The 25,312-nt window shown below is 44.9% G+C and carries 15 protein-coding genes and 2 pseudogenes; 4 read left to right on the forward strand and 13 right to left on the reverse strand.

Going from position 1 to position 25,312, the window contains the following annotated elements:
* Window positions 1–72: 72 nt before the first annotated feature.
* On the reverse strand, window positions 73–966 hold the full coding sequence (locus tag C0638_RS06570) for an AraC family transcriptional regulator (RefSeq protein ID WP_040102363.1): 894 nt from the start codon (window positions 964–966) through the stop codon (window positions 73–75).
* Between the two features lie 130 nt (window positions 967–1,096).
* Between C0638_RS06570 and C0638_RS06575 the strand changes: the two genes are divergently transcribed.
* Window positions 1,097–3,352 carry a glycoside hydrolase family 127 protein gene (locus C0638_RS06575; RefSeq protein ID WP_082689645.1) on the forward strand — a complete coding sequence of 752 codons (2,256 nt, stop codon included), beginning with the start codon at window positions 1,097–1,099 and terminating at the stop codon, window positions 3,350–3,352.
* A 117-nt stretch (window positions 3,353–3,469) separates the two neighbouring features.
* Here the strand turns inward: C0638_RS06575 and C0638_RS06580 are convergent, their stop codons facing one another.
* Both C0638_RS06580 and C0638_RS06585 read right to left on the reverse strand, forming a co-directional pair.
* Window positions 3,470–4,618: an RDD family protein gene (locus C0638_RS06580; protein ID WP_058711358.1), complete on the reverse strand. Its 1,149-nt coding sequence runs from the start codon at window positions 4,616–4,618 to the stop codon at window positions 3,470–3,472.
* Window positions 4,596–5,468 carry a LysR family transcriptional regulator gene (locus C0638_RS06585; protein WP_058711359.1) on the reverse strand — a complete coding sequence of 291 codons (873 nt, stop codon included), beginning with the start codon at window positions 5,466–5,468 and terminating at the stop codon, window positions 4,596–4,598. The genes C0638_RS06580 and C0638_RS06585 overlap by 23 nt, the downstream gene beginning before the upstream one ends.
* A 134-nt stretch (window positions 5,469–5,602) precedes the next feature.
* Between C0638_RS06585 and C0638_RS06590 the strand changes: the two genes are divergently transcribed.
* Window positions 5,603–6,592 carry a zinc-binding dehydrogenase gene (locus C0638_RS06590; RefSeq protein WP_058711360.1) on the forward strand — a complete coding sequence of 330 codons (990 nt, stop codon included), beginning with the start codon at window positions 5,603–5,605 and terminating at the stop codon, window positions 6,590–6,592.
* 86 nt (window positions 6,593–6,678) lie between these two features.
* On the opposite strand, the gene C0638_RS06595 is transcribed toward C0638_RS06590, so the two are convergent.
* The 3 genes from C0638_RS06595 to C0638_RS06605 all read right to left on the reverse strand — a co-directional run bounded on the left by C0638_RS06595 (window position 6,679) and on the right by C0638_RS06605 (window position 11,688).
* Window positions 6,679–8,070, reverse strand: a complete 1,392-nt coding sequence (locus tag C0638_RS06595) for an MATE family efflux transporter (RefSeq protein WP_058711361.1) — start codon at window positions 8,068–8,070, stop codon at window positions 6,679–6,681.
* 276 nt (window positions 8,071–8,346) lie between these two features.
* Window positions 8,347–9,717, reverse strand: coding sequence for a glycoside-pentoside-hexuronide (GPH):cation symporter (locus C0638_RS06600; protein WP_058711362.1), 1,371 nt, complete (start codon window positions 9,715–9,717; stop codon window positions 8,347–8,349).
* A gap of 27 nt (window positions 9,718–9,744) precedes the next feature.
* Window positions 9,745–11,688: a glycoside hydrolase family 127 protein gene (locus C0638_RS06605; protein WP_058711363.1), complete on the reverse strand. Its 1,944-nt coding sequence runs from the start codon at window positions 11,686–11,688 to the stop codon at window positions 9,745–9,747.
* A gap of 193 nt (window positions 11,689–11,881) precedes the next feature.
* Here C0638_RS06605 and C0638_RS06610 point away from each other — a divergent pair, with 193 nt between their 5' ends.
* Window positions 11,882–12,757 carry a helix-turn-helix transcriptional regulator gene (locus tag C0638_RS06610; RefSeq protein WP_058711364.1) on the forward strand — a complete coding sequence of 292 codons (876 nt, stop codon included), beginning with the start codon at window positions 11,882–11,884 and terminating at the stop codon, window positions 12,755–12,757.
* 99 nt (window positions 12,758–12,856) lie between these two features.
* Window positions 12,857–14,254, forward strand: coding sequence for a phytase (locus C0638_RS06615; protein ID WP_058711365.1), 1,398 nt, complete (start codon window positions 12,857–12,859; stop codon window positions 14,252–14,254).
* A gap of 79 nt (window positions 14,255–14,333) precedes the next feature.
* Here the strand turns inward: C0638_RS06615 and C0638_RS06620 are convergent, their stop codons facing one another.
* From C0638_RS06620 to C0638_RS06650, 7 genes and pseudogenes are all read right to left on the reverse strand, one after another.
* A complete protein-coding gene (locus C0638_RS06620) occupies window positions 14,334–18,074 on the reverse strand; it encodes an alpha-L-arabinofuranosidase C-terminal domain-containing protein (RefSeq protein WP_058711366.1) in 3,741 nt (1,246 codons plus the stop codon).
* Between the two features lie 260 nt (window positions 18,075–18,334).
* The gene (locus C0638_RS06625; RefSeq protein ID WP_040102382.1) at window positions 18,335–19,327 is read right to left on the reverse strand and encodes an SPFH domain-containing protein; all 993 of its coding nucleotides are present in this window, start codon (window positions 19,325–19,327) and stop codon (window positions 18,335–18,337) included.
* Window positions 19,328–19,348: 21 nt separating this feature from the next.
* Window positions 19,349–20,143, reverse strand: coding sequence for a TPM domain-containing protein (locus tag C0638_RS06630; protein WP_058711367.1), 795 nt, complete (start codon window positions 20,141–20,143; stop codon window positions 19,349–19,351).
* Window positions 20,140–21,174: a TFIIB-type zinc ribbon-containing protein gene (locus C0638_RS06635; protein WP_058711368.1), complete on the reverse strand. Its 1,035-nt coding sequence runs from the start codon at window positions 21,172–21,174 to the stop codon at window positions 20,140–20,142. Before C0638_RS06635 ends, C0638_RS06630 begins: the two co-directional genes overlap by 4 nt.
* Window positions 21,175–21,200: 26 nt before the next feature.
* Window positions 21,201–21,859: pseudogene (locus C0638_RS06640) on the reverse strand (PspA/IM30 family protein).
* A 330-nt stretch (window positions 21,860–22,189) separates the two neighbouring features.
* Window positions 22,190–22,390 (reverse strand): annotated as a pseudogene (locus C0638_RS26135) (aldo/keto reductase); the annotation flags it as partial.
* A gap of 280 nt (window positions 22,391–22,670) precedes the next feature.
* The gene (locus C0638_RS06650; protein ID WP_058711369.1) at window positions 22,671–25,055 is read right to left on the reverse strand and encodes a phosphoketolase family protein; all 2,385 of its coding nucleotides are present in this window, start codon (window positions 25,053–25,055) and stop codon (window positions 22,671–22,673) included.
* Window positions 25,056–25,312: the final 257 nt, after the last annotated feature.

The raw sequence follows: 25,312 nt of genomic DNA on the forward strand, positions 1-25,312 counted from the left end.
CATTCAATCTCTCTTAAATCAGATTATCAAATTATAGTCTGATAAGCTATGCTGCCGTGAAGCGGAAATGGACTAGACATTGTTCATAAATGTTTTGTGATAGGCATTCCGATACTGTGAAGGAGTCATATGTACTCTCTTTTTAAACAACCGCATAAAATACTTCTCATCCGTGTATCCTGCTTCTTCCGCTACCTGCTTAATGCTCATATCTGTACGAGAAATCAATTCCTTAGCTTTGTTGATTCGAATACTGTGAATGAACTCCAATGGACGCATGCCCGTATTCTGCATGAACAAACGGGATATATAATCCTTATTGTAATTGAACTTCTGAGCCAAATCGGTCACGGTCAGCGGTTCTCCAGCATGAATTCGAGTCCACTCAATAATCTTGTTCATGCTCACATTCCCCTGTGAATGGACAGGATTGGAGATCAAGCGACTGAGGGCCAGTTCGGATATCTCGATCAGCAGTGAGGTGAACAAATAGTTAGCACTGTGATACGTAAGATAATGCGAGTTGGCGACATGCAAGATTTGATTGACGATAATATGAATCCGATCTCCGTTATCTGCCTGTACACTTTGCGGCAAATAGATATCGCGTATCACGCCATGACGCTGTACAAGCCCGTCCATTGCACTTGTTTCCTGCTTCATTTCCTCACTAGATAATACATTCGGGGTCGCAGGTACATCGAAATGAAACCAATAAAATTTAACCCCAGGCAACGATTCCCGGTATCCTCGATGCGTACAACCGGGGTACAGCAATAGAATATCTCCTTCCCCTACTTCAAAATCCTCCTCTTCCTCCCGTATATATACCGTCTCTTGGACTCCAAGGATCAGCTCAAAGTTCTCAATGGAACGGCTCATATGTTTCCATGGCACCTCGGAAACGAACTCGCCTGCCGAGATCAGTTGGATCGGAGCATCTACATTCACTTTCAGATAGGTCATGTTATCGCCTCTTTAGATTCATGTTCGGATTTGTCCACCTATTGTATGGTTAAGCTACTGACATACCGCGACTCCAATGCTAATGTAGTGGAGAAATATACACTTTCATCTTAGCTAAGGAGCGATGATTTTGAAAGCACAAGCTTTTGACTTGCATAAAGTAAGCATTGATTCCGGCCCACTTTACCACGCCATGGAGCTGAATACGACCTATCTGCTGAGTTTGGAACCTGACCGTTTATTGTCACGTTTTCGTGAATATGCGGGATTGGAGCCCAAAGCGGCTCATTATGAGGGCTGGGAGGCACGCGGCATCAGTGGACATACACTTGGTCACTACCTGTCTGGTTGTGCACTAATGTTTGCCTCCACAGGCGACAAAAGACTACTGGAACGAGTAAACTATGTGATCGACGAGTTGGAAATATGCCAAAATAGTCATGGAAACGGATACATTTCCGGCATCCCGCGTGGGAAAGAGATTTTTGAAGAAGTCAAAGCCGGAGATATTCGTTCCCAGGGCTTTGATCTTAACGGAGGCTGGGTTCCGCTATATACGATGCACAAGCTCTTCGCAGGCTTGCGTGATGCCCACCTGCTCGCTCATCATCCCAAGGCTTTAGCGATGGAAATCCAACTCGGCGACTGGCTGGAGGATGTATTCCAAGGACTGAGCGATGAACAGGTGCAACAGGTACTCCATTGCGAGTTTGGCGGCATGAACGAGGTGCTGACCGATCTGGCGGAACATTCCGGAGAAAAGCGCTTTTTGAACCTGGCGGAACGCTTTTATCATGGAGAGGTGCTGAATGATCTGGCAGACAGTCGCGATACGCTGGCAGGACGACATGCTAATACGCAAATTCCTAAGATCATTGGTGCAGCACGGCAGTTCGAAGTGACAGGCAAACCTCTATATGCGGACCTTTCCCGATTTTTCTGGGATCGGGTGGTTCACAAGCATTCCTACGTAATCGGCGGCAATAGCTATAACGAACATTTTGGCGAACCCGGCAAGCTGAATGATCGTTTGGGCGAAGGCACCTGTGAAACCTGCAACACCTACAATATGCTGAAATTAACAAGACATATGTTCGAATGGGACGCGTACGCAGCCTATGCCGACTACTATGAACGAGCAATGTTCAATCATATTCTGGCTTCACAGCAGCCTGTAGATGGACGTGTATGCTATTTTGTATCGCTGGAAATGGGAGGACACAAGTCCTTCAATTCTCAATATGAGGATTTTACATGTTGTGTCGGGTCCGGTATGGAGAGTCACTCCATGTACGGCACGGCGATTTATTTTCACACGGCAAATACAATCTATGTCAACCAATATGTCCCTTCTACCGTGACGTGGGATGAGATGGACATGCAGCTCAAACAAGAAACCCTCTTTCCGCAAAATGGGCGGGGAACGCTTCATGTCATAAGCAAGGAGCCCAAGTTCTTCACGATTAAACTAAGATGCCCGCACTGGGCGGAGCAGGGAATGAAGATTATAATCAACGGAGAAGAGTATGCCGCAGAGGCTTGTCCTACCAGCTATATTGTAATTGAACGAGAATGGAACGATGGGGATACGGTCGAGTACGATATTCCTATGACAGTAAGAGTTGAGGGAATGCCGGATAATCCGCGTCGGATTGCATTCATGTATGGCCCACTTGTGCTGGCTGGAGATCTGGGTCCTGTTGTACAGGAGTCCAACGAGGAACGTCTGCTGGCATCTGTTCTGATCGGATCAGCTGATTCCCTGACAACCAAGCTGATTGCTGACGGGAACGAGACTAACACATTCCATCTAAACGACCTGGGCTATATCGGGGACTTGCAGCTTCGTCCGTTTTATCAGATATACGATCGTTCTTATACCGTCTACTGGGATCTCTTTTCCAAGGAGGAATGGGCAGCAACAGAGGCAGAATACCGTACCGCGTTAGCGTACCAGCTAGAGCTGGAACGACTTACAGTGGATGTTGTGCAGCCTGCCGAAATGCAGCCTGAACGGGATCATGCCTTCACTGGAGAACACGTTGGCCTGGGGTCCATTTATAATCGCAAATATCGCGACACATGGTCTGGGGGCTGGTTCTCTTTTGTCATGAAGGTGCTCCCTGATAAGCCTGTCCAATTAGCAGTGACCTATCTGAAGGACTCCGACCGCTCTCATCGTGACTTTGACATCACTGCAGATGGTCAGAACTTAGGAGAAGGCAAGCTGGAATCCGAAGAAATGAATAAATTCGAGACGTTTATCTATGAGCTGCCTCTGTCTGTGACGAATGAAAAGAATGAAGTTACGATTCGATTCACAGCCCAGCCACAAGGCAAGGTGGCGAGGGTGGCTGGATTGCGAGTGATCAAAAGTCATCTATAGCACCATTCCGTAGCACTATCCCGCCTATATAACAACAAGCAGACGCTTCTATAAGCTGTCTGCTTGTTCTGCTTACCGTCTTATAATTTGAATCATCGTTATTGCTCCATGTTCACTTTACATCATGTTCATTTCACGGAAACTGTCTCTAATCTTGCGCAGCTCTTGCTGTGCCCTGCTGTATCGGGAAGCGTAGGTCCAAGCAAGCACCTGATGATAATGCGAAGGTGTTTCAATTGTGGTCACGTTATACATGGCCAGATTTCCGTCTATTTCTCCTTTTAGGGTAAACTCAATGGCAGGATATCCGTTCACCACCATATCTGAAGCAGTCCCCAATTCAGGGTCCGTAATTCCTGACACCAAATGATCCTCAATGATTCCTTTATATTCTTGAAGGGTCATACTGCTGTCAAAGTCGCTTTTCGGTTCAGACAATACAATCAAATATCTATCGGTAAATTCATTTTTAATGGAAATATCCGCTTCCTCATTAATCCTATTATCTCGTGACCAATTCCACGGAGCCGTAACTGCAAACTGATTATCCTTACTGGTAAATACCTCAGGCTTCACGATTTGAGTAATGAGCGTAGAAATTAAGGATACAGCAAAGACAATCGAAGTGATCGTCATCAGGATGATTGCTCCTGCAATAATCCCGGTTTTCTTTTTGCTCACCTTCCCCAAATCCCGTGTCCTAACTACATATGTATTGGCGGCCATATCTCCAATTCGTTGTTTCCGAGGTGTCACCAGCACACATATACCGGCGGGCAGCCCCCAGAAAAGCAGCGGGTTCGTATCCACCAGATGTATGAGCGTACGGATCAACGATTTAATCATGCCTGGCGGCATTCCTTCTCCATTCACGACCTGAATGCGAAGTACAAACTTGCCCAGCGTATAGCCTGTAAGTCCTTCCAGCAACAGATAATAGCAGAAAGAGCCAATCAAGAAGAGTATCACTATCATACCCATATTTGGGATTTCCGCTTCAGCTACTTTTTTCGCTATAAAATAGACAAGCCCACCATACCCAAAGACGATAAGAATGAAGTCAATCATCCAGGCGGCCCATCTCCTGAAAAAGATAGAGGCTCCGTATGTTTCTGATAATACCGCCATCCTATCTGGTTCTTGTCGTTGATAACCGCCATTCCTCACAAATTCTCCCGGAGCTACTGTAGATGGATTTTTCGATAAATTATGTTCTTCCAAATGATACACCCCTGATGTCAATTTAATCCCAGTTAAGTATAACATCCTTTTTCATCCAGTGGAGCAATCCTGACAGCGCACTGGAGTAAACCGAGTCCCGCCGATGAACAAACCACACCTCTAATTTACGATATGTTTCGGGTAAACGATGCGAAGCAATACTTCCCTCCTTTTTCGCCTTTACAATTGACGAGTGTGGCAGCATGGACACCCCCAGACCAGAGGCTACACCGCCTAAAATGACTTCCAATGTTCCGAATTCCATAATCTGATACGCATCCACACCTGCATCGCTCAGAAAACTTTCCGCTCTTGCCCGATGTGTGCAGCCTACATCGAAGAACAGCATAGGCTTGGTAAGCAACTTGCTCATATCACTTTCTCCCGGTTCCGAAATAAGCACCAACTCCTCTTCAAACGCCGCAACATGCTCTATATTCGGATCATCGACAGGGCCATAGACGAATGCCCCATCTAATTCGTAATTTAATACCTTTTGTACAAGGGCATGCGTCCCCCCGGTCATCAGCGATAGCTGCACATTAGGGTATTCAGCGTAATATCCCGTCAATAAAGTCGTTAGATGCGTAACCGCAGTCGTCTCAATCGAACCCAATCGCAACGGTCCTGCAGGCTGGTCCGAATATTGAGTAGACTTCTCTGCCTCGTCGAGCAAAGTCAATATGGATTCCGCATACTCCAGCAGATTCTCTCCTGCCGACGTTAGTGTCATTCCGCGATTAGATCTGCGAAATAGCGGTACGTTCAATTGTGCCTCAAGCTGCTGAATCCGTGAGGTCACATTGGACTGTACATAGTTCAACACTTGCGCAGCCCTTGTGATGCTGCCCTCGCGAGCAACCGCCCGAAAAATTTTCAAATCACTGCTTTCCATATATACATCACCTGCTTGGTATGATCATTTATGATACTGACGTTCGATTTTGTTCATTTTACCGGATGCTTGCCACTCTGTACAATTCAAGGTACATGCAAATGCATCTAAAATCGACCACAGGAGGCTTTAAAATGAAAGCTGTAATACATACTGTCAAAAATGGCCTTGAGGGCCTGATGTATAAGGACGTTACGGACAGACAGCCGGCGCAGGGCGAAGTGAAGGTCAGACTCAAAGCTGCAGGCTTGAACCATCGGGATCTGTTCCTCATGGCGGATCGAACCGCCAACGATGCTCCACTCATTCTAGGATCGGATGGAGCAGGCGTGATCGAGGCTGTGGGCGCTGGCGTCCCAACCTCACTGGTAGGCACTGACGTAATCATCAATCCATGTATCGGATGGGAGAAGACGAACCACGTTCCCTTGGTTCCTGCCATTCTGGGCGTTCCTTCAGACGGGACATTGGCCGAATCGGTTATCGTTCCCGTTCAAAATGCCGTCAGCAAGCCAGCTTACCTGTCCTGGGAAGAAGCAGGGGTACTGCCTTTGTCTGCCTTGACCGCTTACCGTGCTCTCTTCACTAGAGGCCAATTACAGCAGGGTGACCATGTCCTTATTCCCGGTATTGGCGGTGGGGTAGCCACGTATGCCATGCTTATGGCCTTAGCGGCGGGTGCACGAGTCAGCGTCACATCACGTAGCGAAGCAAAAAAACAGGCTGCCCTCGCCCATGGCGCTCATCATGCATTCGACAGTGATAGCGATTGGAAAGAAAGCATGAACGGAGACACCGTGGATCTGATCCTTGACAGCATCGGACCCGCTACGTTCGACAAATATCTGGATGTCATCAAACCGGATGGCCGGATCATTACATTTGGCGCAAGCTCAGGAGATCACATAGAGATTCCGCTGCGTTCTATATTTTTCCCACAGATTAGCATCATCGGTACCTCTATGGGGAGCGGTGAGGAATTCGCAGATATGCTCCAATTCATGGAGCGCCATTCCCTTCATCCCATTATAGATAGCGTCTTCCCTCTACAAGATACAGCGCAAGCCTTTTACCGTATGCAGCAGGGAGTGCAGTTAGGCAATATAGGGATCAGAATAGAATAAGGCGTACGTAACTTTAAACGTCTATAAAAAAATCCACTACTATAAAGTGCCTCATCCCGAGGTCAATTTTATAGTAGTGGACCTATTCAGTCGATCAAACGATGCTGGACCCATTTGTTGCCACGGAAGCGCCAGAGGAAAACGATCCCCCGCACACCCCATTCAATATCCATGGCCAGCCAGACACCAACAATCCCCAAGTTGAACACAATGCCCAAAACATACCCGAGCACTACCCGACACAACCACATGGACAGCATCGAGGTGAGGGACGTAAATTTGGAATCACCTGCTGCCCTAAGCGCAGAGGGGGTAATAAAGGCGCTGGACCAGAGTGGAATCTGGGCCAGCGTATTAATCAGCATGACCATAAAAATGTCATCTACAATTTCAGCAGGTGGATGAAACAACCCCACCATCGGCTTAAACAAAGGCATTAGGATTAGCCCCATTACAATAAACGAACCGGACGACAGCCAAATAAACGATTTGGTAAACTTGCGGGCATCGTGTACATTTCGCCGTCCCATGCATTGACCCACCACGGTCACAATCGTAAGAGCCAAAGCATTCGCAGGAATTTGGAACACGTTAGCTAGGGATGAGCAAATGGCATTCGTCGCCAATGCATTGGTCCCCAGGTTCACAATGAAGATTTGCGTTAAAATTTTACCTCCATTAAAAAACATCTGTTCCGCTGCAAAAGGAAGACCAATAAACAGGATCTTTTTAAGCATGGCTAGATTAAAATAAAGCATATCTCTAAGCTGAACACGCAAGTCGTCATCTACCCTAACCAAATAAATCAACGCGCAGGCAGCCCCTGCATATCTGGACACATTGACTGCAATCGTCATGCCCAGTACACCCATATCTAACAAGTTAATAAATACGACATTCAGCAGCACATACGAAAGGTTCATGATGAGCGAAAGAGCCAGCGACGCCCTCGTCTTGCCGATCCCTCTCAGCGCTCCACATACGGCCTCAACGATCGCAATCCCCACGAAAGACATACAGCTTCCCAGCAGGTACACCTTGCCGTTAGCCAATACATCAGCCGAGGCAGAGCCAAACAGGACGCTTAAAATGGGATTGTACAACAGGATCATAAACAGACTGATACATAAGGCCAGCAAGGAAACGGAGGATATAGTACCGGATGTTGCTTTAGAGACCATAAGATCGTTGCCGCTCCCCTTATACTGCGCTACAACAACCGTACCCCCGGTAGACACTGCCACAAACACATTAATTAGGAAAATATTTAATGAATCAATCATATTTACGGCACTGACCGCCGCCATCCCTGACGAGCTAATCATTGCTGTGTTCACCAAATTAAGACCCACGATAAAAGCCTGATCAATTAGAAGCGGGATAAACAAGGCAATCATCTGCCGATAATCAATAGACTCTCCAGAAAAATGCCGATTCAGAAAGCCGTGCGTTCTCATCCTTACACTCAGTTGACTCATATCATCACATTCTTTTTATCAAATTGAAAAAAACCCTTCAACAGAAGAGTCTTTCATGGCGAAAAAATGTATAAAGTTGCAAGGCTAGATGTCTCTGGCTCTTGATTCTGTACACTTTTCTCTACATAGAAGTATCACTCCAAAAGAAAATTCTGTCAATGCGTTTGCTCACATTTGAATAGAAAAAAGGTGAAAAACCTGCTCAGCTCGGTGAACAGGTTTTGAAACAGGATTATACCATCCCTCGGTATGCATAACATCTTGTTAAGAGAATATCTATGATCTTCTCGCAATTAAGTCTTGTTGAATAGAAGCTTCATTCTTTTCGAATTTCTTATAGAAAAACATAGGGATAATTCCGATCAAGAAGACGATAAACGGCAGCCAGATGAAGCTGAACTGAATGCCAGACAAAGCAGTCGGGGTCTGAACCTTTCCAGCAATATAGCCCGTGCTACCCATAACCCATGCTGGCAATAATCCGCCAATTCCGCTACCTGCTTTAATACAGAATGCGCTTCCAATAGAAGTCAGGAATCCACTTGCCCGAATTCCATTTTTCCATTCCCCATAATCAACCGTATCGGACAACATGGCAAATGGCATAGAACACGCAAAGCCTGATCCTAATGCACCAATGATCCAGCCAGCAATAATAAGGGTTAAGTTTGTACTTCCCATTAAAATCACAACTTGACCTAATGCAGCTAATATCAATCCGATAATCATGATCGTATTTTTAGTTAATTTTCTGGCAAACAACGGAATCAGAACCATAGAGATTAATTGCAAAGAGGTCAGTCCGTTGATTAAAGGCACCAAGTCCTTACTGTCCAGATTGTATTGCAGATAAAAGATAAGCGTGGCAGAACGAATATTCAAACCGATCCAGTAACACAGGTTAGCAGCTACAACGAGCATCCAGGGCCAGTTTCGCTTGATGGCTGTAAAGCTTTTAGCAATGGGAACAGATTTCGTTTTCACTGCCGCATTTTCACGCAAATCGGCGAACGCTATGAAAAACATAATAATCGCCATAATTCCAAATAAAACGAGCGTTAGAGAAAATCCTTTTTGGTCATTCCCCTGTCCAAAGAAGGCGATCAGAGGTAAGGTGAACGTGGTGGCGATGAAGAAGCCCACGTTTCCCCCGACCATACGGAAAGAGTTCAAGACCACGCGTTCATTGGAGTTGGTGCTCAGGTTAGGCAGAATAGACGTAATCGGTGTACTGATTCCCGTATACAAAATACCCGCTATGATATAAGTGATGGCCGCATATGCAATTTTCCCCGATTCACTCCAATTGGGCGTCGTAAACGTAAGGACCATGAACACGGCAAACGGAACAGCTAGCCATAGAAAATAAGGTCTGCTCTGGCCGTATTTTGATTTGGTTCGGTCAATCAGGATACCCCAGATCGGGGCATCAATGGCATCGATAAAACGGGTGATAAATAGTAATGTCCCGGCAATCCCGATAGAAAGACCGAATACATCCGTATAAAAATATAATAGATAACTGGAAATAACACAGTATAGTAGATTGCCTGCCGTATCCGTTAACGAATAGCTGATTTTACGATGAAAAGGAACGGTACTGGCTGCTTTTTCGGGTGGTTCCGTACTCACAATTCTCGTACTCATGATCTTTCCTCTCCCCATGCGAATGAATTATGATTCATAAACCCATACACGCATTTCCCCTTTGGCCCTGTTGCACCAGGCGTAGTAAGGAATGGCGGTAATTTGTTGAGGAACAAGTTCAGGGGGCTCCGAGCTGTATAATGCATTTGAACCTTTTACCCGATATCCCTCTATGGTCAGCTTTACAATGCCACCCAGCAGATTTTCGCTAAATTCTTCTGTAACGGGATTATCCTTTGGTAATCTTAATCCTGCCAGGTTCGCCCCATTATCCGCTTCTTCCAGACAGTACACAACTGGACCACGTTGAAGAGCAACTTGCTGCTGGTTCATGGAGACAAGCGGATTGCTCCGAATGCGCTCCACCGGCATAGCCAAGTGCAAAGTTACCATATCGCCATCCTTCCAAGTGCGCTGAATCTCGACATAGCCTTTTTCAAGATGGTCTAGTGATATGACTTCCCCATTCACCTTTACCTCTGCCTGCTTGCACCACCCTGGAATTCGCAGTGCCCATTTAAATGCAGTTGGCTCTGTTACATGGATCGAAAGAGCAAGATCCGCATCCCACGGATAATGATGGGTTTGTGTAATTTCAATCTCTTGTCCAGATAAAGTCATGTTCACCTTGCTGGCAATATACAGATGCGTATACAACGTATCCTCGGTCTGGGTGTACATATTGTCCTCCACCGATGCAATCATTCGCGCCAAATTGGGTGGACAGCAGGCGCAGAAGAACCATTTTTGCCGCTCTGTTTTTACATGTTCCTGATCTTTTCTCGATTTTTGGAAACGATTGACTTCCAGCGGATTCACGTAGAAAAACCGTTTCCCATCCAGATCCATCCCACTGATCGTTCCATTGTAGAGCGCACGCTCCAGAACATCGGCATATTTCCGGTCCGGCGCTAAGCGCAGCATACGATTGGCCCAGAAAGCCAGCCCTACAGAGGCGCAAGTTTCGCAGTACATGCTGTCATTGGGAAGATCATGATGGCAAGTGAATGCTTCCGCGTTCACCGTAGATCCGATTCCGGCAGTAATGTACATTTTGTGGTTCGTGACATCATCCCACAGCGTTTCACAGGTTTGTAGCAGAGAAGCATCTCCCGTTTTTGCAGCTAGGTCCGCCATCGCAATATACAGATACACTGCTCTTACCGCATGACCAACGGCCTCTTTTTGTTCTCGCACAGGTTGGTGTGCCTGCTGATATTCGAAGCCTAGGCCAAAATTAATATTGTTATCATCATTCCAGGTGGGCTCTGTTTGAATATGCTTTCTCTTTTCTTGCTCCTCCACAAAATAAATAGGATACTGTCCCCGCTGTTCGATAAAATATTGCGCTAATTTGAGGTATTGATCCTTAGCCGTTACGTCGTATAATTTGATCAAGGCCAACTCAATTTCTTCATGCCCCGGATAGCCTTTCCGCTTCCCTTCTTCTGTACCAAATATCTGCTGAATCAGGTCTACGTATTTCTCCATAATGTGAAGGAGTTTCGTCTTGCCCGTCGTTTCGTAATAAGCAACAGCCGCTTCTATAAAGTGTCCTGCACAATACAGCTCATGATTATCTCTTAGGTTCGTCCAGCGATTGTCGGGTTCCTTCAGCAGATAATACGTATTCAGATATCCATCCTCAGCTTGTGCTCTTCCCAATAGATCAATGACCTCATCAGCCCGCTCTTCAAGCGCAGAATTTGGATGATCCCTTAAGCTAAAAGCAACCGTCTCCAACCATTTGGCAAGATCACTATCTTGGAAAACGGTTCCATAATACTCTCCACTAGATTCCCCGGCCGCAATTCTAAAGTTCTCAATCGCATGGCTGGGTTCTGTATCTGGTAATTCATCATTTAATGCTTTCCACTGATAAGGAATAACCTCTTCCGCCACAACCTGCTTATACTTTTTCCAAAATGAATCATCGACGATGACATGCTTCACTGGTTTTGCCGTTTTCATTGGATAAACATCCCTTCCTGAAAATAGAACGCTTTCATTTTTGAAAAAATAAGGATAAAGTAATGATAATATCGAACAAGCTAACCTGAGCTCCCCTTGCTACAGTCCTTATTTTATCAACCTGAATTTATAAAAAAAATCGCGATCTTTAACTAAAACTTATACGATTTCACACACAAAGGAGCTGACTTCCATGAGCAAAACAGACTTTCTATCTTTCCTTGTCCCTCCATTGCCTTATTTCATTGAGGGGAATTTTACTACATACCAAAAAGGGGACTGGCATCCGAATCGCTATAACTTGGGATATTTTGACGTAATTATTATTAAAGAAGGACTACTGCACATCGGTGAGGAGGATGAGTCGTGGAAGATAACTGAAAATCATGCACTTATTCTTGAGCCGGATAAGCACCATTTCCCCATAGAGGCATGTACAGAACAAACCTCCTTTTACTGGTTTCATTTTCAAACCAATAGCATGTGGTGCGCCCAATCCTCGCCTGATCTTATTATCCCTAGCACCCCCATTCCTGAGTTGCATTTTCATTCAGAACATACCACCATCCATCTCCCCAAATATCAAAAACTAGTTAATCCCCATGAGCTGTTCTCTAAATTGGACTATTTACTAGCCTCTACTTTAAAAACTCGAAAGCTGGCTCTATGGGAGACTCAACAAACATTTGTGAATATTTTTCAGAGTTTGGAATATGATGAGAATTATAAAAGCAGTTCCTCAAAGTTAGCTGAACAGATCGAAATATTTCTAAAGCAAAACTACAGAAATGCCATCACGAATAAAGACCTGGAGACACATTTTCACGTACATCAAAACTATCTTGCCAGATGCATGAAGACCACCTTCCAACGCACGCCGCTAGAGTATTTAATGGACTACCGCCTGGATCAGGGACGCAGTCTTTTGCTGCAAACCGACTGGTCCATCCAACAAATTACAGAGGAAACAGGATTCTCCCAGGCCAGTTATTTTTCTAAGTGTTTCAAGGAAAGGTTTGGAATGTCACCGAAGAATTACAGACAACAATACTGGAAACCAGCCAATTGAATGTTTACGTCTCTTTTACATTTTGATTGCATTCTTTTGATACTGTCACTTTATACTGAGTCGGTTATATCATTTTCGCTTCAGAAAAGGGGCTTACATATGAAGGTAAATAAACTAGCATTATTAACCATGTTAACAGGGATTCTGGTATCACCAGAACTGATCCATGCGGCAGACACTCAGCCATCCGGGTACGCATCACTACGAACACAGGCAGATAAAATGGGGGCAACCATTACATGGGATAGTGATGACCATTCAGTATTGATAAAGCTGAAAAATGGCATTGTCGGGACTTTTACAGTCGGTGAGAAGCAATATCGTCTAGCTGGCCAAAGCGGAAAAGCAGACCGAGAAATTAAGATGATCAATGGAAATGTATATCTTCCTACAAAAGTGATTACTACGCTTGAAGCAGAGAACAGCAAATATACAGATCCCAAGGACGCAGTCCCCACCTATAAAGTGCTCCCCTCTGTCGAAACAGAAGCCGTGGAGGATGGAGAAGATGCAGCTGACGACCCTGCAATCTGGCTTAATCCGGTTAATCCAGATAAAAGCAGAATTTTAGCTACCAATAAGGGCGGCGGAATTTTAGTCTATGACCTGGATGGCAAGCAGCTGCAAAACATGAAAGTCGGAAAAATGAACAACGTGGATCTTCGTTACGGTTTCACATTGGGCGGTAAAAAAGTCGATATCGCAGGCGCAACCAATCGCACCAACAACACGATCGATATCTTTACCATTGATGGTGTATCAGGAACGTTGACCAATGTGGTTGACAAACCTATTAAAGCGACTATGAAAGAAGTATATGGATTCAGCTTGTACCATAGCCTCAAGACAGATAAGTTTTATGCGCTCGCTTTGGGCAAAGAGGGTGAATTTGAGCAATATGAGCTGACGGACAATGGAAACGGCAAAATTGCTGGCAAGCTTGTCCGCCAGTTTAAGCTGGCTACGCAATCCGAGGGCATGGTTGCTGATGATGAATATGGTACGCTCTATATAGCTGAAGAGGATTACGCCATTTGGAAATATAGTGCCGAGCCAGACGGTTCATCCAAGCCGCTGCGACGTGTTGATATTGCAGATGGACGTAGACTTCACGATGACATAGAGGGACTCACATTGTATTACGGCAAAGACGGCAAGGGGTATCTCATGGCCTCCAGCCAAGGCAACAGTAGCTATGCGATCTATGAACGACAAGGCGACAATGCGTATATAAGCAACTTCACAATCGGCGACAGCCCTACCGTAGATGGTACGTCTGTCACAGACGGTATTGATGTTCTGGGTTACGGATTAGGCAAGAATTTCCCCCATGGTATCTTCGTTGCACAAGATGACGAAAATCTCCAAAACGGCAAGAAGTTAAATCAGAACTTTAAAATGGTACCTTGGGAGCGAATTGCTACAGGTGCGGCTACCCCGCTAACGATAGACGATGGCACCAATCCGCGTGAACTGGTGAACAGAAGCACGAAGTAATGCCCGTCAGGGAAATAAAATCAACAACATTCTGACTTGATCCATAGAAAAACCCGCTCAATGAGCGGGTTTTAATTGTTTACGCTTTAAGATCAAGTACGAGTACATTTACCGAGTTAGCTGGTAATTGTAAGAGGACAGAATCCGTATGCAGCGTAATCTGCTGTTCGGTAGGCACTACCTTTTCATCATTTTTCTTATTCACGTTAGGTACATGAACAAGCGAGGAATCGCCGGTTAGTGTAATCAGCTTGGCACTGGATTCAACATTCAAATCTTCCAGATTCAGCTGTGTTGCCTTATCTACGTTATCGGCATTCACAAGCTTCACATATACATGTTCAGCATCTTGGGTCACCGAATTAAATACGTCTCTGTTGTAAGCCTCCAACTTGTAGTCCAGCACTTTACTGGTAGTTTTGCCGTCGGTGTAGGAGCAAATCAGGTTGTTGCCCGTTTCTCCCCCATAGTTCACCGTGATGGTGTAGTCGGTGTTGTCGGCCAACTCTTCATAGCTCGCCGCTCTCAGGTTGCCCGCCGCTGTACTGGAAGAGTAGTCACCCATGGTATAGCCTTCTATACCTTGCTTGTAAACCTTCACGCCGGTAGCATTGCCGCCATAGCCAATCGCGTATTCGATGACGTTCTTTTTCTCAGTGGTAATATCCGTGAGGCCTATACCCACATAAAAACCGTCCGTGCCGGAAAGGCGAGAAGCAACCACCTCTACCTTGTAGTTGTTCCAGCTGTCGTTCAAGATGTACAAGCCATTCAGACCGCTATCTTGGGCTTTGAGGACAAGCCCCTTGCCTTCCTCCAACGTAGATCCTACGGAACCAGGAATAACTTTCCATAATGAATTCAATTCCTTAGTAAAATCTTGATCCAGCAGTACACTGCCGTCCTTATTGGAGGTAACGGTCACACGCTTAACTACAACCTCGGCGTTGCCTGTCGCGATTTCGATTCCACCCTGAGGAATGAGGTCGATCGGCTTGCCATTTTTGTAAGTAGAGAACGAAGTGGCCAATACTTTATCACCCAAATATTGGGCATACATTTGCTGCACATAATAGTTTGGTGTAAACCACACGGTTTCGTCATCGAACCAGATACAATCCGGTGTCCATCTGTAAGTTCCGTCCGTCAGGACTTTGTTAAACAGCGGCGCATAGGCAGCCAACCGGACGACATCGGCATTATTTTCGAAGCCCGTCATCACTGCTGCTTCTGCTACTGCGCCTGCCAATGTATTTTTATCTGTTGAGGCATATTCCCCAACAAAAACCTTCGACGTTTCTTTCCAGTTGACACTGCCATCCGCGTTATAAGCTCTATAGTAGTAATTATAGCGGTCCACATTATTCAACAGATACTCATTAGAACGGTAATAGTGTTCATCGGCAATGGTGTCCATATAGTCTTTTTGCTTTTCATACCAGGTTACAGTCTCTTCCGTCACCTGGTTACCGTCTGCAAAAGCAACCTTGGCTGAGCCCTTCATATTACCGCTCAGGAACTTCCAGCCCTGCTGATAAGCATCGTCGTCTGCTTGAGCGCCAACCGTGGAGATGATATGCAGTTCATATCCCGGATAATTTTTCTCCATGTACTCATCAATTGATGTCTTGAATACCTCAAAGTTGGCGAAGAACTCTGTACCCCAGTTTTCGTTGCCCACGCCCAGATAACGCAAATCGAACGGTGCTTCGTGGCCCATTTTTTTACGCATGGCGGCCCATTCATTATGTTCAAAATCAACGCTGATCGCAAAGTCGATCAGATCCGTAAAATTCTTGATATAGTATTCTCTTAGTGCACCTCCAGCCGGATGAGCATAATCCGAGCGGGCTTGGCAAAGCACACCACAGGCCATAACCGGAAGCGGAGCTGCATTGAGGTCTTCTGCCAACTGGAAGTATTCCATATAACCAAGACCCATGGTCATCATATAGCCCCATACATTAAAGTTTTCCTTGCGCAGCTCGATATCCCCAATGGATTCCTTCCAGTCGTATACATTTTCCCATATAAACGATCCTTCGGAAATACAACCACCTGGAAAACGCAAAAACTTCGGATGCATGCCAACCAGTGCGTTCACCAGATCTTTTCTCAATCGGTAGTTAGGGTTGCCCTGATAGTTGGCGTGTGCCGATGGGGACTGCTCTTCCTCTCCTGCTCCCCATACATCTTGTGGGAATAAGGAAACCATATCAATGGAAATGTCCCCTTCAAATGTAAGTGCCAGCTGTCCCAGCACCGTAGCTGTACCTGTCAGCACCAGCTTGGAGTCGACACCGTATTTTTTCCACGTGCTGCCACCTTCCACCTGTACGGTTACCGAATCACTGATGTCCTTTTCCTTCGAGTCTTGAAGTTGCAGTGTGATGGTACCCGTCGAATCGGCCTTTGCCCAGATGGTGAACTCATACTTGGCCCCCTCTTGGATGGACATGGCACAATTCTGGTTAGAATCGGAGAAGCCTTTGTTCCGGATCGTTGCCCCATCCGCTACCGTCACATAATAAGAGTTCACATCCTTATCCTTTGCGCCCAAAAATTCATTCAATCCACCGCTATGTTGTGGATTCATCTTGTCCGTATCACCAGACCAGGCGAACAGCGGATTGCGATTCCGTCCTGTAGAGCAGCCGCATTCACCCGAAGCATGGGAATACGTATCAAACTCGAAGGATTCGAATGAGCGATTTTGTACAAGTTCTGCATATATCCCGCCATCTGCGGCGTTATTGATATCCTCATAGAATAAGCCGTACATCACTTCGCTGACATCCACAACTTCTTTATTCCCATGAATGGTCAGCGTGTATGGAGGCAATTGTTCTGGGAGAACGGATACTTCAAAGCTTTCTTCAATCCGGCTCGAACCTCTGGTCAAGAGAGCCGTAACGGTGACCCCCTCTGCGGAAGTAATCGCCTGAACCTGTCCATTGTCAGAGAGTATGCTAGGTTGGCTGGATTTCCAGGTCACTTCTACTCTTCCACCCATCAGAACCGTTGGTAGAGATATGTCTTTGGTTATAATCGTCGTCGGAAATGATAAATACTTATCGCGGGCAAGCTTCACAATCTCCTCATCTGTCAATGAATCGCACATGACCTCAATGACTTCATCCGCCGTCAAGCCTGCTTTATAAATTCGGAAATCCGAAACCAAGCCAGCAAAGTCAACATCCGCTGCATGTTGGGAACGACCAATAAAATTGTTGCTATAGTTGGTCGAATCTGCAAACGTTTCGAACCATTTGCGCAGCTTGGCATAGTTGCCGCTGGAGGTTTGGCTGATGGAACCGTCTGCTGCCACTTCACCATTGACATATACCACCGGGCCCGCACTACTTAATGTGCCGCCTTCCGTGCCGATTACAGACAGGGCTATGTGCATCCATTCATCTCTGACAAAACCTCTTCCTGGGTCTACGGATAAGTCAGCCTCAGTGAAAAGAGTTCCACGCAGATTCCGTGTCATAAACATATAAGGACCCGTGTGGGATTTACCAAAGTCAAAAACACGTTCCCACATATCCGTGAATCTGCCGAAGTTTACCCAAGCCGTCACTGTAACACCAGTGTTATCGCTTACATCTTTAAACAGATCAGAAGGTAGCTGAATATAAGATGTTCCGTTGGGACCTCCCTCAAGTGCCAAAGCCGCTCTTCCGGTAGTATGGGAGATCTTAGGTGCTGCTGTGCCTGAAGCAATCCCGTCATTACCTTGTCCAGAGCTATCCTTGCCGACATTCTCTGCATCATCAAACTTGTACCGCGCAATGATTTGATCTTGGAATTTGGTCATCTTTATGGCTCCTATATCTATAGTTTATTAATGTAATGCCTAATTAGTTAATATAAATACGTACTATATAGCTATAGTACCTTATCTTGTGTACCTTTTTCAATCCAATAAATCTGATTTATAAAGAAAATGCTTGAACAATCTACATTAAAAAAGCAGTCATCACAGAGAATACTCTGCAACAACTGCTGTTTGGTTCATAGAATTACTTAGCCAGTCGGCAATTTCCTGAAAGGAAACAGTTCAGCGGTTAGCTATGGCTACCCGTTCAATTTCTGTCCACAATTCGGACAAAAGTTAGCTCCCTCGTTTTTTGTGCCACAATTCGGACAAAAATTAGGTCTTTTACCTTCACCAGAAGGAGTGGGAGCATCGGATGCAGGCTGAGTCTCAGCCGGGGGCTTCTGGCTTGGGTTCAAGTTTTTCATCATTTCATTCGCTATATTCATGCCCATCATCATACTCGCCATATCTGAAGCAGCACCGCCGCCTTTTACATTCCCCGATGCAATACCGTCGGTCATCGTCACTTGTTGGTACTTTTGTAGATTACCGATCATTTCATGAGAAGCTGTCTTTGTAATCATATCCTGGATTTCTTGAGGATAATTGAAGCTCATCACATGAAACCCTGTAATCGTCATACCGTTGTCCATCACTTGCATATCCAGATCTTCCTGAATGCCCTTCGAAATATCAGAAGCATTTGCCTGTAGATTAAACATATCCTTGCCTTCTCGGCTGATCCACTTCATCAATAACTGATCCAACACCGAAGTAATCCGTATTTTCACATCCTCAACAAGATAACTGTCCTTTACCCCGGCAATCTTATCAATAAGCGTAACATAATCATTTACTTTAAAATTAAATGTGCCGTTGGCACGAATCGGCATCCCGCCTGGCAGTTGGGGAGTAGGGATCAAAACCGGGTTTTGTGTTCCCCATTTGACCGTAAACTCCTTCGTATTAACGAATAAGACCTCCACCCGCATGCCACTGTTAAAGCCGAATTTAAATCCTTTTAATGTCGATAGAAATGGAATAATATCAGAGTCCATGTTATATGACCCTTCATTCTCAAAAATGCCCTCGATCTTGCCGTTATTTACAAAAATGGCGTCCTGACCGGAGCGAATAATCAATTTACTGCCTTTTTTAATTTCACGATTGCTCCACTTCCAAAAAATCATATCATCCCTAAATTCTTCCCATTCAACAACATTTGCAAATTGATTCCTGAAGAACCCCATGTGCTGTATCCATCCCTTCCATTAAAATGATCCTCTGCTGCCGCTATGCGAATGACCGCCGCTGGTGGTTCCGCCTCCTCCACCTGATGAGCTGCTGCTACTGCTCTTTTCAATCTTCCGCTTCGTTGTCGTTGTGTGAGTGTACAGATCTTGATGTGCCAGAACCCCTGACGTGCTTGCATCCTCGTAGGTCTGCCGATTTACCGTAACCCGACCGCCGGAACTCGAAACCATCTTACCTACAATAATAGACGCCAATCCCAGCGCAACCGCCAAATGAAGCCAGCCTTTGAAAAATATGCTGTCCGGATTCACACCTGGGCGGATGGCCAAATATTTGTGCGCGCCCAGAATATACTTTTGAAATGCAAGCCCATAGTTACCGTTCGTCAGATCCGGGGTAATCTCATGGCGGATTTTAGTAAGCCTGTCGTCATCCAGATACCGTTCTGCTTTGTAAAAGCCAGCTAAATAAACCTCTCTATTCCTCATATCCATCGTTAAAATGACTGCATTCCCATGGGACCTGTCATACCCCGGGCCATGGTCATCATAAAAATCCTGCGTCATTTTCATAACATCCATATTGTTGGGGTTGTTGGTCGTATAAACAATAATGTCTGTTTCTCTTTCGGCTCCGTATTGGTTAGCCATCGTGTTCAACACATCATACTCTTCCTGATTAAGCAGCCCCGCCTCATCAAAAATCAATGGCTTCATTTCTGTCGTTGCTGCTTCGCCCTTCATTTCCATAGGAACCGCTAGAAAGGCGGCAAAGAACAACAAAACAGCCACAATGGCTCTATATTTTTTCAATAGAATTCTCCTCCCATGATTAGCCAAGTGATTAACCTTAATGAAAAGAGAGTTATGCCGAAAATGCCTGCAAACCAAGCTGTCACTTTGAACTTGCTAATCGGAGGTTTACCAACTACCTTGCCCGTCTGACCGTTCATCGCAAACGTATGCTCCAATTGATTGTAGTCATAGTGTATGACCCATACCGGGAGCAGGACATAATCCGCTTGTTTTAATGTAGTATCAATTTGCTTTTCCGTGTAACTCACGGACGTATACTCTGACACCGTAGACTGAATATAAGCATCAATATATTCCTTCACTTTGTCTTTTACTCGCGGGAAAAGCTCTTCTTCGTTATAACTATACTTTTCCGTAATATAACCCGCTAGATATGGTGTTTTAAAAGGCTTGAGCTGATCATAGGGAAAAGGCTCCAATTTATCCATCAGCTCGTCATTCATTTTCTCCGCAGCATCAATCGGAACCTTCACATAATTCAAACGGATTTTCCGATATACATCAAAATGCTTCGTTTCTGTATATTCGTAATCTCCGCTCGTATAGGTTCTCACTTGGGTACCTTCACCTTGAACCTCAATTTGATTATGTAATTCATATAACCAGAAGGGGACATACATACCGGTTATTCCCTTGATTCGGTCGGCCATCATGAATCGGTTCGGTGACAGACGGCCATTCTTGCACCATTTTTTGAATGCAGCTATGGCTTCTTCCTTGCTGATCGAAAAAGGAATAACTTGCGCCGGAGCTAGCTCTCCGGTCAGTCGATCACCCAGCACCACGGCAGAACCACAAAAGCTGCACACCGTTGCACTCGTCTCCACTTCGGTCATAATCACTGCTCCACAGTTATTGCAATGATACTCATGGGCTTCATCTTCTGAAAAAATACGATTAGTCAGAGGATCAGGAATCGTATCGATGTTGTCCTCTCTTCCGCAGCTATGGCAAGATAACATTCCTGTCTCACTGTCAAAGACCATGCCGCTGCCGCAGTTGGGGCATTTGTATTCGATAACCGGCATCTGCTCACCTCTTCATGTAGAAACTATTATGATTCTTTGGGATTGATTTTCTTCTTGATTGCAGCCAGCTCATCTTCTGGATTGGTACTCTTCTCATATTGTGCGAATAACGCATCCAGGTCGTCCTTCATCCTGTTCGGAGCTCGGCTATCGCCATCGCTTCATCATATGCCCTGTTCACCTTTTCTTCCAAGGCCTCGAAAACAGAATCATGGTCGCCCATAGAATTCAAGGTTTGCTGTGCTTTGGCGATCGCCAGCTTCCCTTTAAGTTCGGCACGCCGCAACTCCAGTTGCCCTATATCGGACACCAATTTCTCCTGCATTTGTTTCATATGTACGGCGTTTGCCGAAGCTAAGTCATAGGATGTCTGTAACGATTCCAATTTCTCCGCCTGCAAACCTTTACGCTCCAAAAACTTTCGGGCTTCCTCTTCATTGCCAGCTTCCACAGACTTACTTGCATAATGCTGGAGCTTTTTGATCTCAGTTCTACATTCATCCAGTGCTCTTTTCGCCCTTTTCTCATCAGCCAGCACTGAGGCCGTTTCCGCTTTCACCTTGCCTAGATCACTATTTAGATTTTGCATATAATCATCAATCGTCTTCTCCGGATCACTCGCCTTATCCATTAAGGCGTTGATATTCATCTTCATAATATCCCTAAACCTTGACAAAATCCCCATGATGACCTCCTTCGAAAGGACTACATTCCCCCATATCATACATCAAATCCGATTAAAAATGTTCATCATTCATCATATCTATATACGGACCTATCGCATGCTTTCGGTTATTACTAAAAGCGAAGGGTTCAAAAATCTTCCACAGATTTTTGAACCCTTCTCATTCATTCTTATAGATTATAGCTCTTCATAGGAATTGGGGTCCTGCCCCCATAGCCGTCCATCTTCCCTGCTAAGTGCCGAGATTACGTTCATTTCCTCAGGCGACAACTCAAAATCAAAAATGTCCAGATTTTCCGTCTGATGTTTTACAGAAGAGGCCTTAGGAAGTACAGAACTCTGCCGGACAGCTTTCCCGACAGCACCCTCATTTTCATAGTTGAAAGCTGTGTCAATCAGACGGTAACCTGCATCAATCGCGCTAGCTATCGCTGTTACTCCATCTGCACCCTTCAATCCAGCAGTTCCAAACCCAATGACAGGCACCTTAGTGCCATCATTCAATACCTTCTCCGGAATTGGATGGTTCATATTAACAGCCTCCTCTCCTATTCTCTTATACCATAACACCTCTTCAATATTCAGACAAAATGCAGCGAACCATTCAGTTCCCCATATACTTATTACCCACTTGCTCGTGACTTCCCTATTAAATTCTCTGTGTGCTGCATCAAAAAATGCCTGATCCCCGTTGAAATCATACTTGAAGTCAAGGGGCCAGGCACTTCTATTCTGCTACCAAATCATATATTTCACTTCATGCTAGACTGCTTGGTTGTCCAACACAAAGCTGAAATGTACTGTACTTTTTTTATTTCAGGCCTTCCCATACCCAGTTCTCTACCTCTGGCAAGTCAATGCCTTCTTCGCGAATGAATTGATGATGCTTCTTAACCATTGCATCCATTTCATCCGCAATATTCGCATACTTTCCAGCGTCAGGTAAGTTTAGAACAGCTTCCTTCACTAAATCAAAACGGTCCATTTGATTCAATACACGCATATCAAATGGTGTCGTAATATCGCCATTTTCACGGTAACCATGTACATGCAGGTTATGGTTGTGACGATCAAAGAACAGATCTTTGATCAGACCTTCGTAACCATGGAAAGCGAATACGACTGGTTTGTCCTTTGTGAAAAATTGATCAAACTCAGCGTCAGATAATCCACGAGGATCTAACTTTTGGCTTCTCAGCTTCAGTAAGTCTACTACGTTGATGTAACGAATCTTCAAATCAGGCAGTTTTTTATGCAAGATAGAGATCGCAGCTAAGCTTTCAATCGTTGGCTCTGTACCGGCAGAAGCGATAACAATATCAGGCTCTCCACCTTGATCTGTACTTGCCCAGTCAATGATCTTTAACCCTTTGTCCACCAATTCCTTCGCTTCATCAGCAGAAAACCATTGTGGGCGTGGGTGTTTGGACGAAACAACCAAATTGATCTTTTGACGGTCATTTAAAATGGTGTCAAAAACAGCTAGCAGAGAGTTGGCGTCAGCTGGCAGATACTCACGAATAAATTCTGGTTTCTTATCAGCCAAATGACCTAACAAACCTGGATCTTGGTGTGTATACCCATTATGATCCTGTTGGAAGACCGTTGAAGTAGCTACAACATTCAATGATGGGATGTCTGCACGCCATCCTTGATCCGTTGCTTTACGCAACCATTTGAAGTGTTGAGTGATCATCGAGTCAACCACACGCAGGAAGGCTTCGTAACTTGCGAAGAAACCATGACGGCCTGTTAACACATAACCTTCCAGCAATCCTTCAGCTTGGTGTTCAGACAATTGGGAATCAATGACACGACCATAAGATGACAAGAATTCATCATTAGGCTCAATAATTTGATCCATCCATTGGCGTTTGGTTACTTCAAAAACAGGAGCCAAGCGGTTAGACATCGTTTCGTCAGGTCCGAAGATTCTGAAATTGCGATTCTCTTCATTTAATACAACCACATCTTTAACGTATTTGCCCAAAACCGACATATCTTGCGCAATCACTTTACCAGGCGTGGAGTTATCCAGCGCATAGTTACGGAAATCTGGCAATTTCAGGTCTTTAATAAGGTTACCCGCATTCGCAACAGGGTTCATTCCCATTCGTTTATCGCCTGTAGGCAGAATTTCAGCAATCTCAGCTTTTAAACGACCGTTTTCGTCGAACAATTCCTCTGGTCTATAGCTATTCAGCCATTCTAATAAGGCAGGTGCGTGCTGCATATTTTTTTGATCAACCGGAATTGGAACCTGATGGGCACGGAACGAATTTGTATTCGGCACTCCGTCCCATTCCTTTGGACCCGTCCAGCCTTTAGGTGAACGGAAGATAAGTACTGGCCACGCCGGACGAGTAAGGTCATTATTTTCACGTGCATTCTTCTGGATAGCTTCGATCTTCTCGATGGCAGTATCCAATACTTTCGCCATTTCTGGATGCATGTGATCAGGGTCTTCACCTTCAACAAAAAACGGTTCCCAACCCAAACCTTTAAAGAACGAAGTTAACTCTTCTTTCGATTGGCGAGACATAATCGTTGGGTTACTAATTTTGAAGCCATTCAAGTGTAAGATTGGCAGCACTGCGCCATCCGTGATTGGATTGATAAATCTGTTAGAGAACCACGAAGCGGCTAATGGTCCCGTTTCAGCTTCACCATCCCCAATAACAACAGCCGAAATCAGATTCGGATTATCTAGGATAGCACCTACACCATGAGAAAGGGAATAGCCCAGCTCTCCACCTTCATGGATAGATCCAGGTGTTTCAGGAGCAGCATGCGAAGCAATACCGCCAGGGAACGAAAATTGTTTGAACAGTTTCTTCATGCCTGGGATATCTTGAGTGATTTGTGGATAGATTTCAGTGTAGCTTCCATCAAGATATGAATTTGAAACCATAACCTGGCCGCCGTGACCAGGACCTTCAATATAAAGCATGTTCAAATCATATTTATTAATAACACGATTAAGATGAGCATAAATAAAGTTTTGGCCTGGAATCGTGCCCCAGTGTCCAATAGGCTTCACCTTTACATCCGAATCTTTCAAAGGTTCTCTCAACAAAGGATTGTCTTTTAAATAAAGCTGACCTACTGAAATGTAGTTGGTTGCACGCCAGTATGCATCAAGTTTTTTCAAATATGTTTGAGATGAGTATTCTGCTAACACGGGTGTTAAGGCCATGGTGTCCACTCCCTAGTAATTTGGTTTGTAATTTGGTTTGTAATTTATTTCCGGAAATTTCATCTACATGTACATCATAACGCTACGCTAAATTAATTCAACCTTTTTCACAAGTGATACGGTCCAATTTTGTGAAATCTTGAACATACTATGAAATATAAATTAAAAAGACAGTAAAAAAGCTCTTACATTAAAATATATAGAAAGATAAACCAATAAAATTTGTGATAAATGAAAGGTTTGCAGACTCTAATTCT

The sequence above is a fragment of the Paenibacillus sp. lzh-N1 genome (genome assembly GCF_002872435.1).
Lineage (GTDB): Bacteria > Bacillota > Bacilli > Paenibacillales > Paenibacillaceae > Paenibacillus > Paenibacillus polymyxa_C.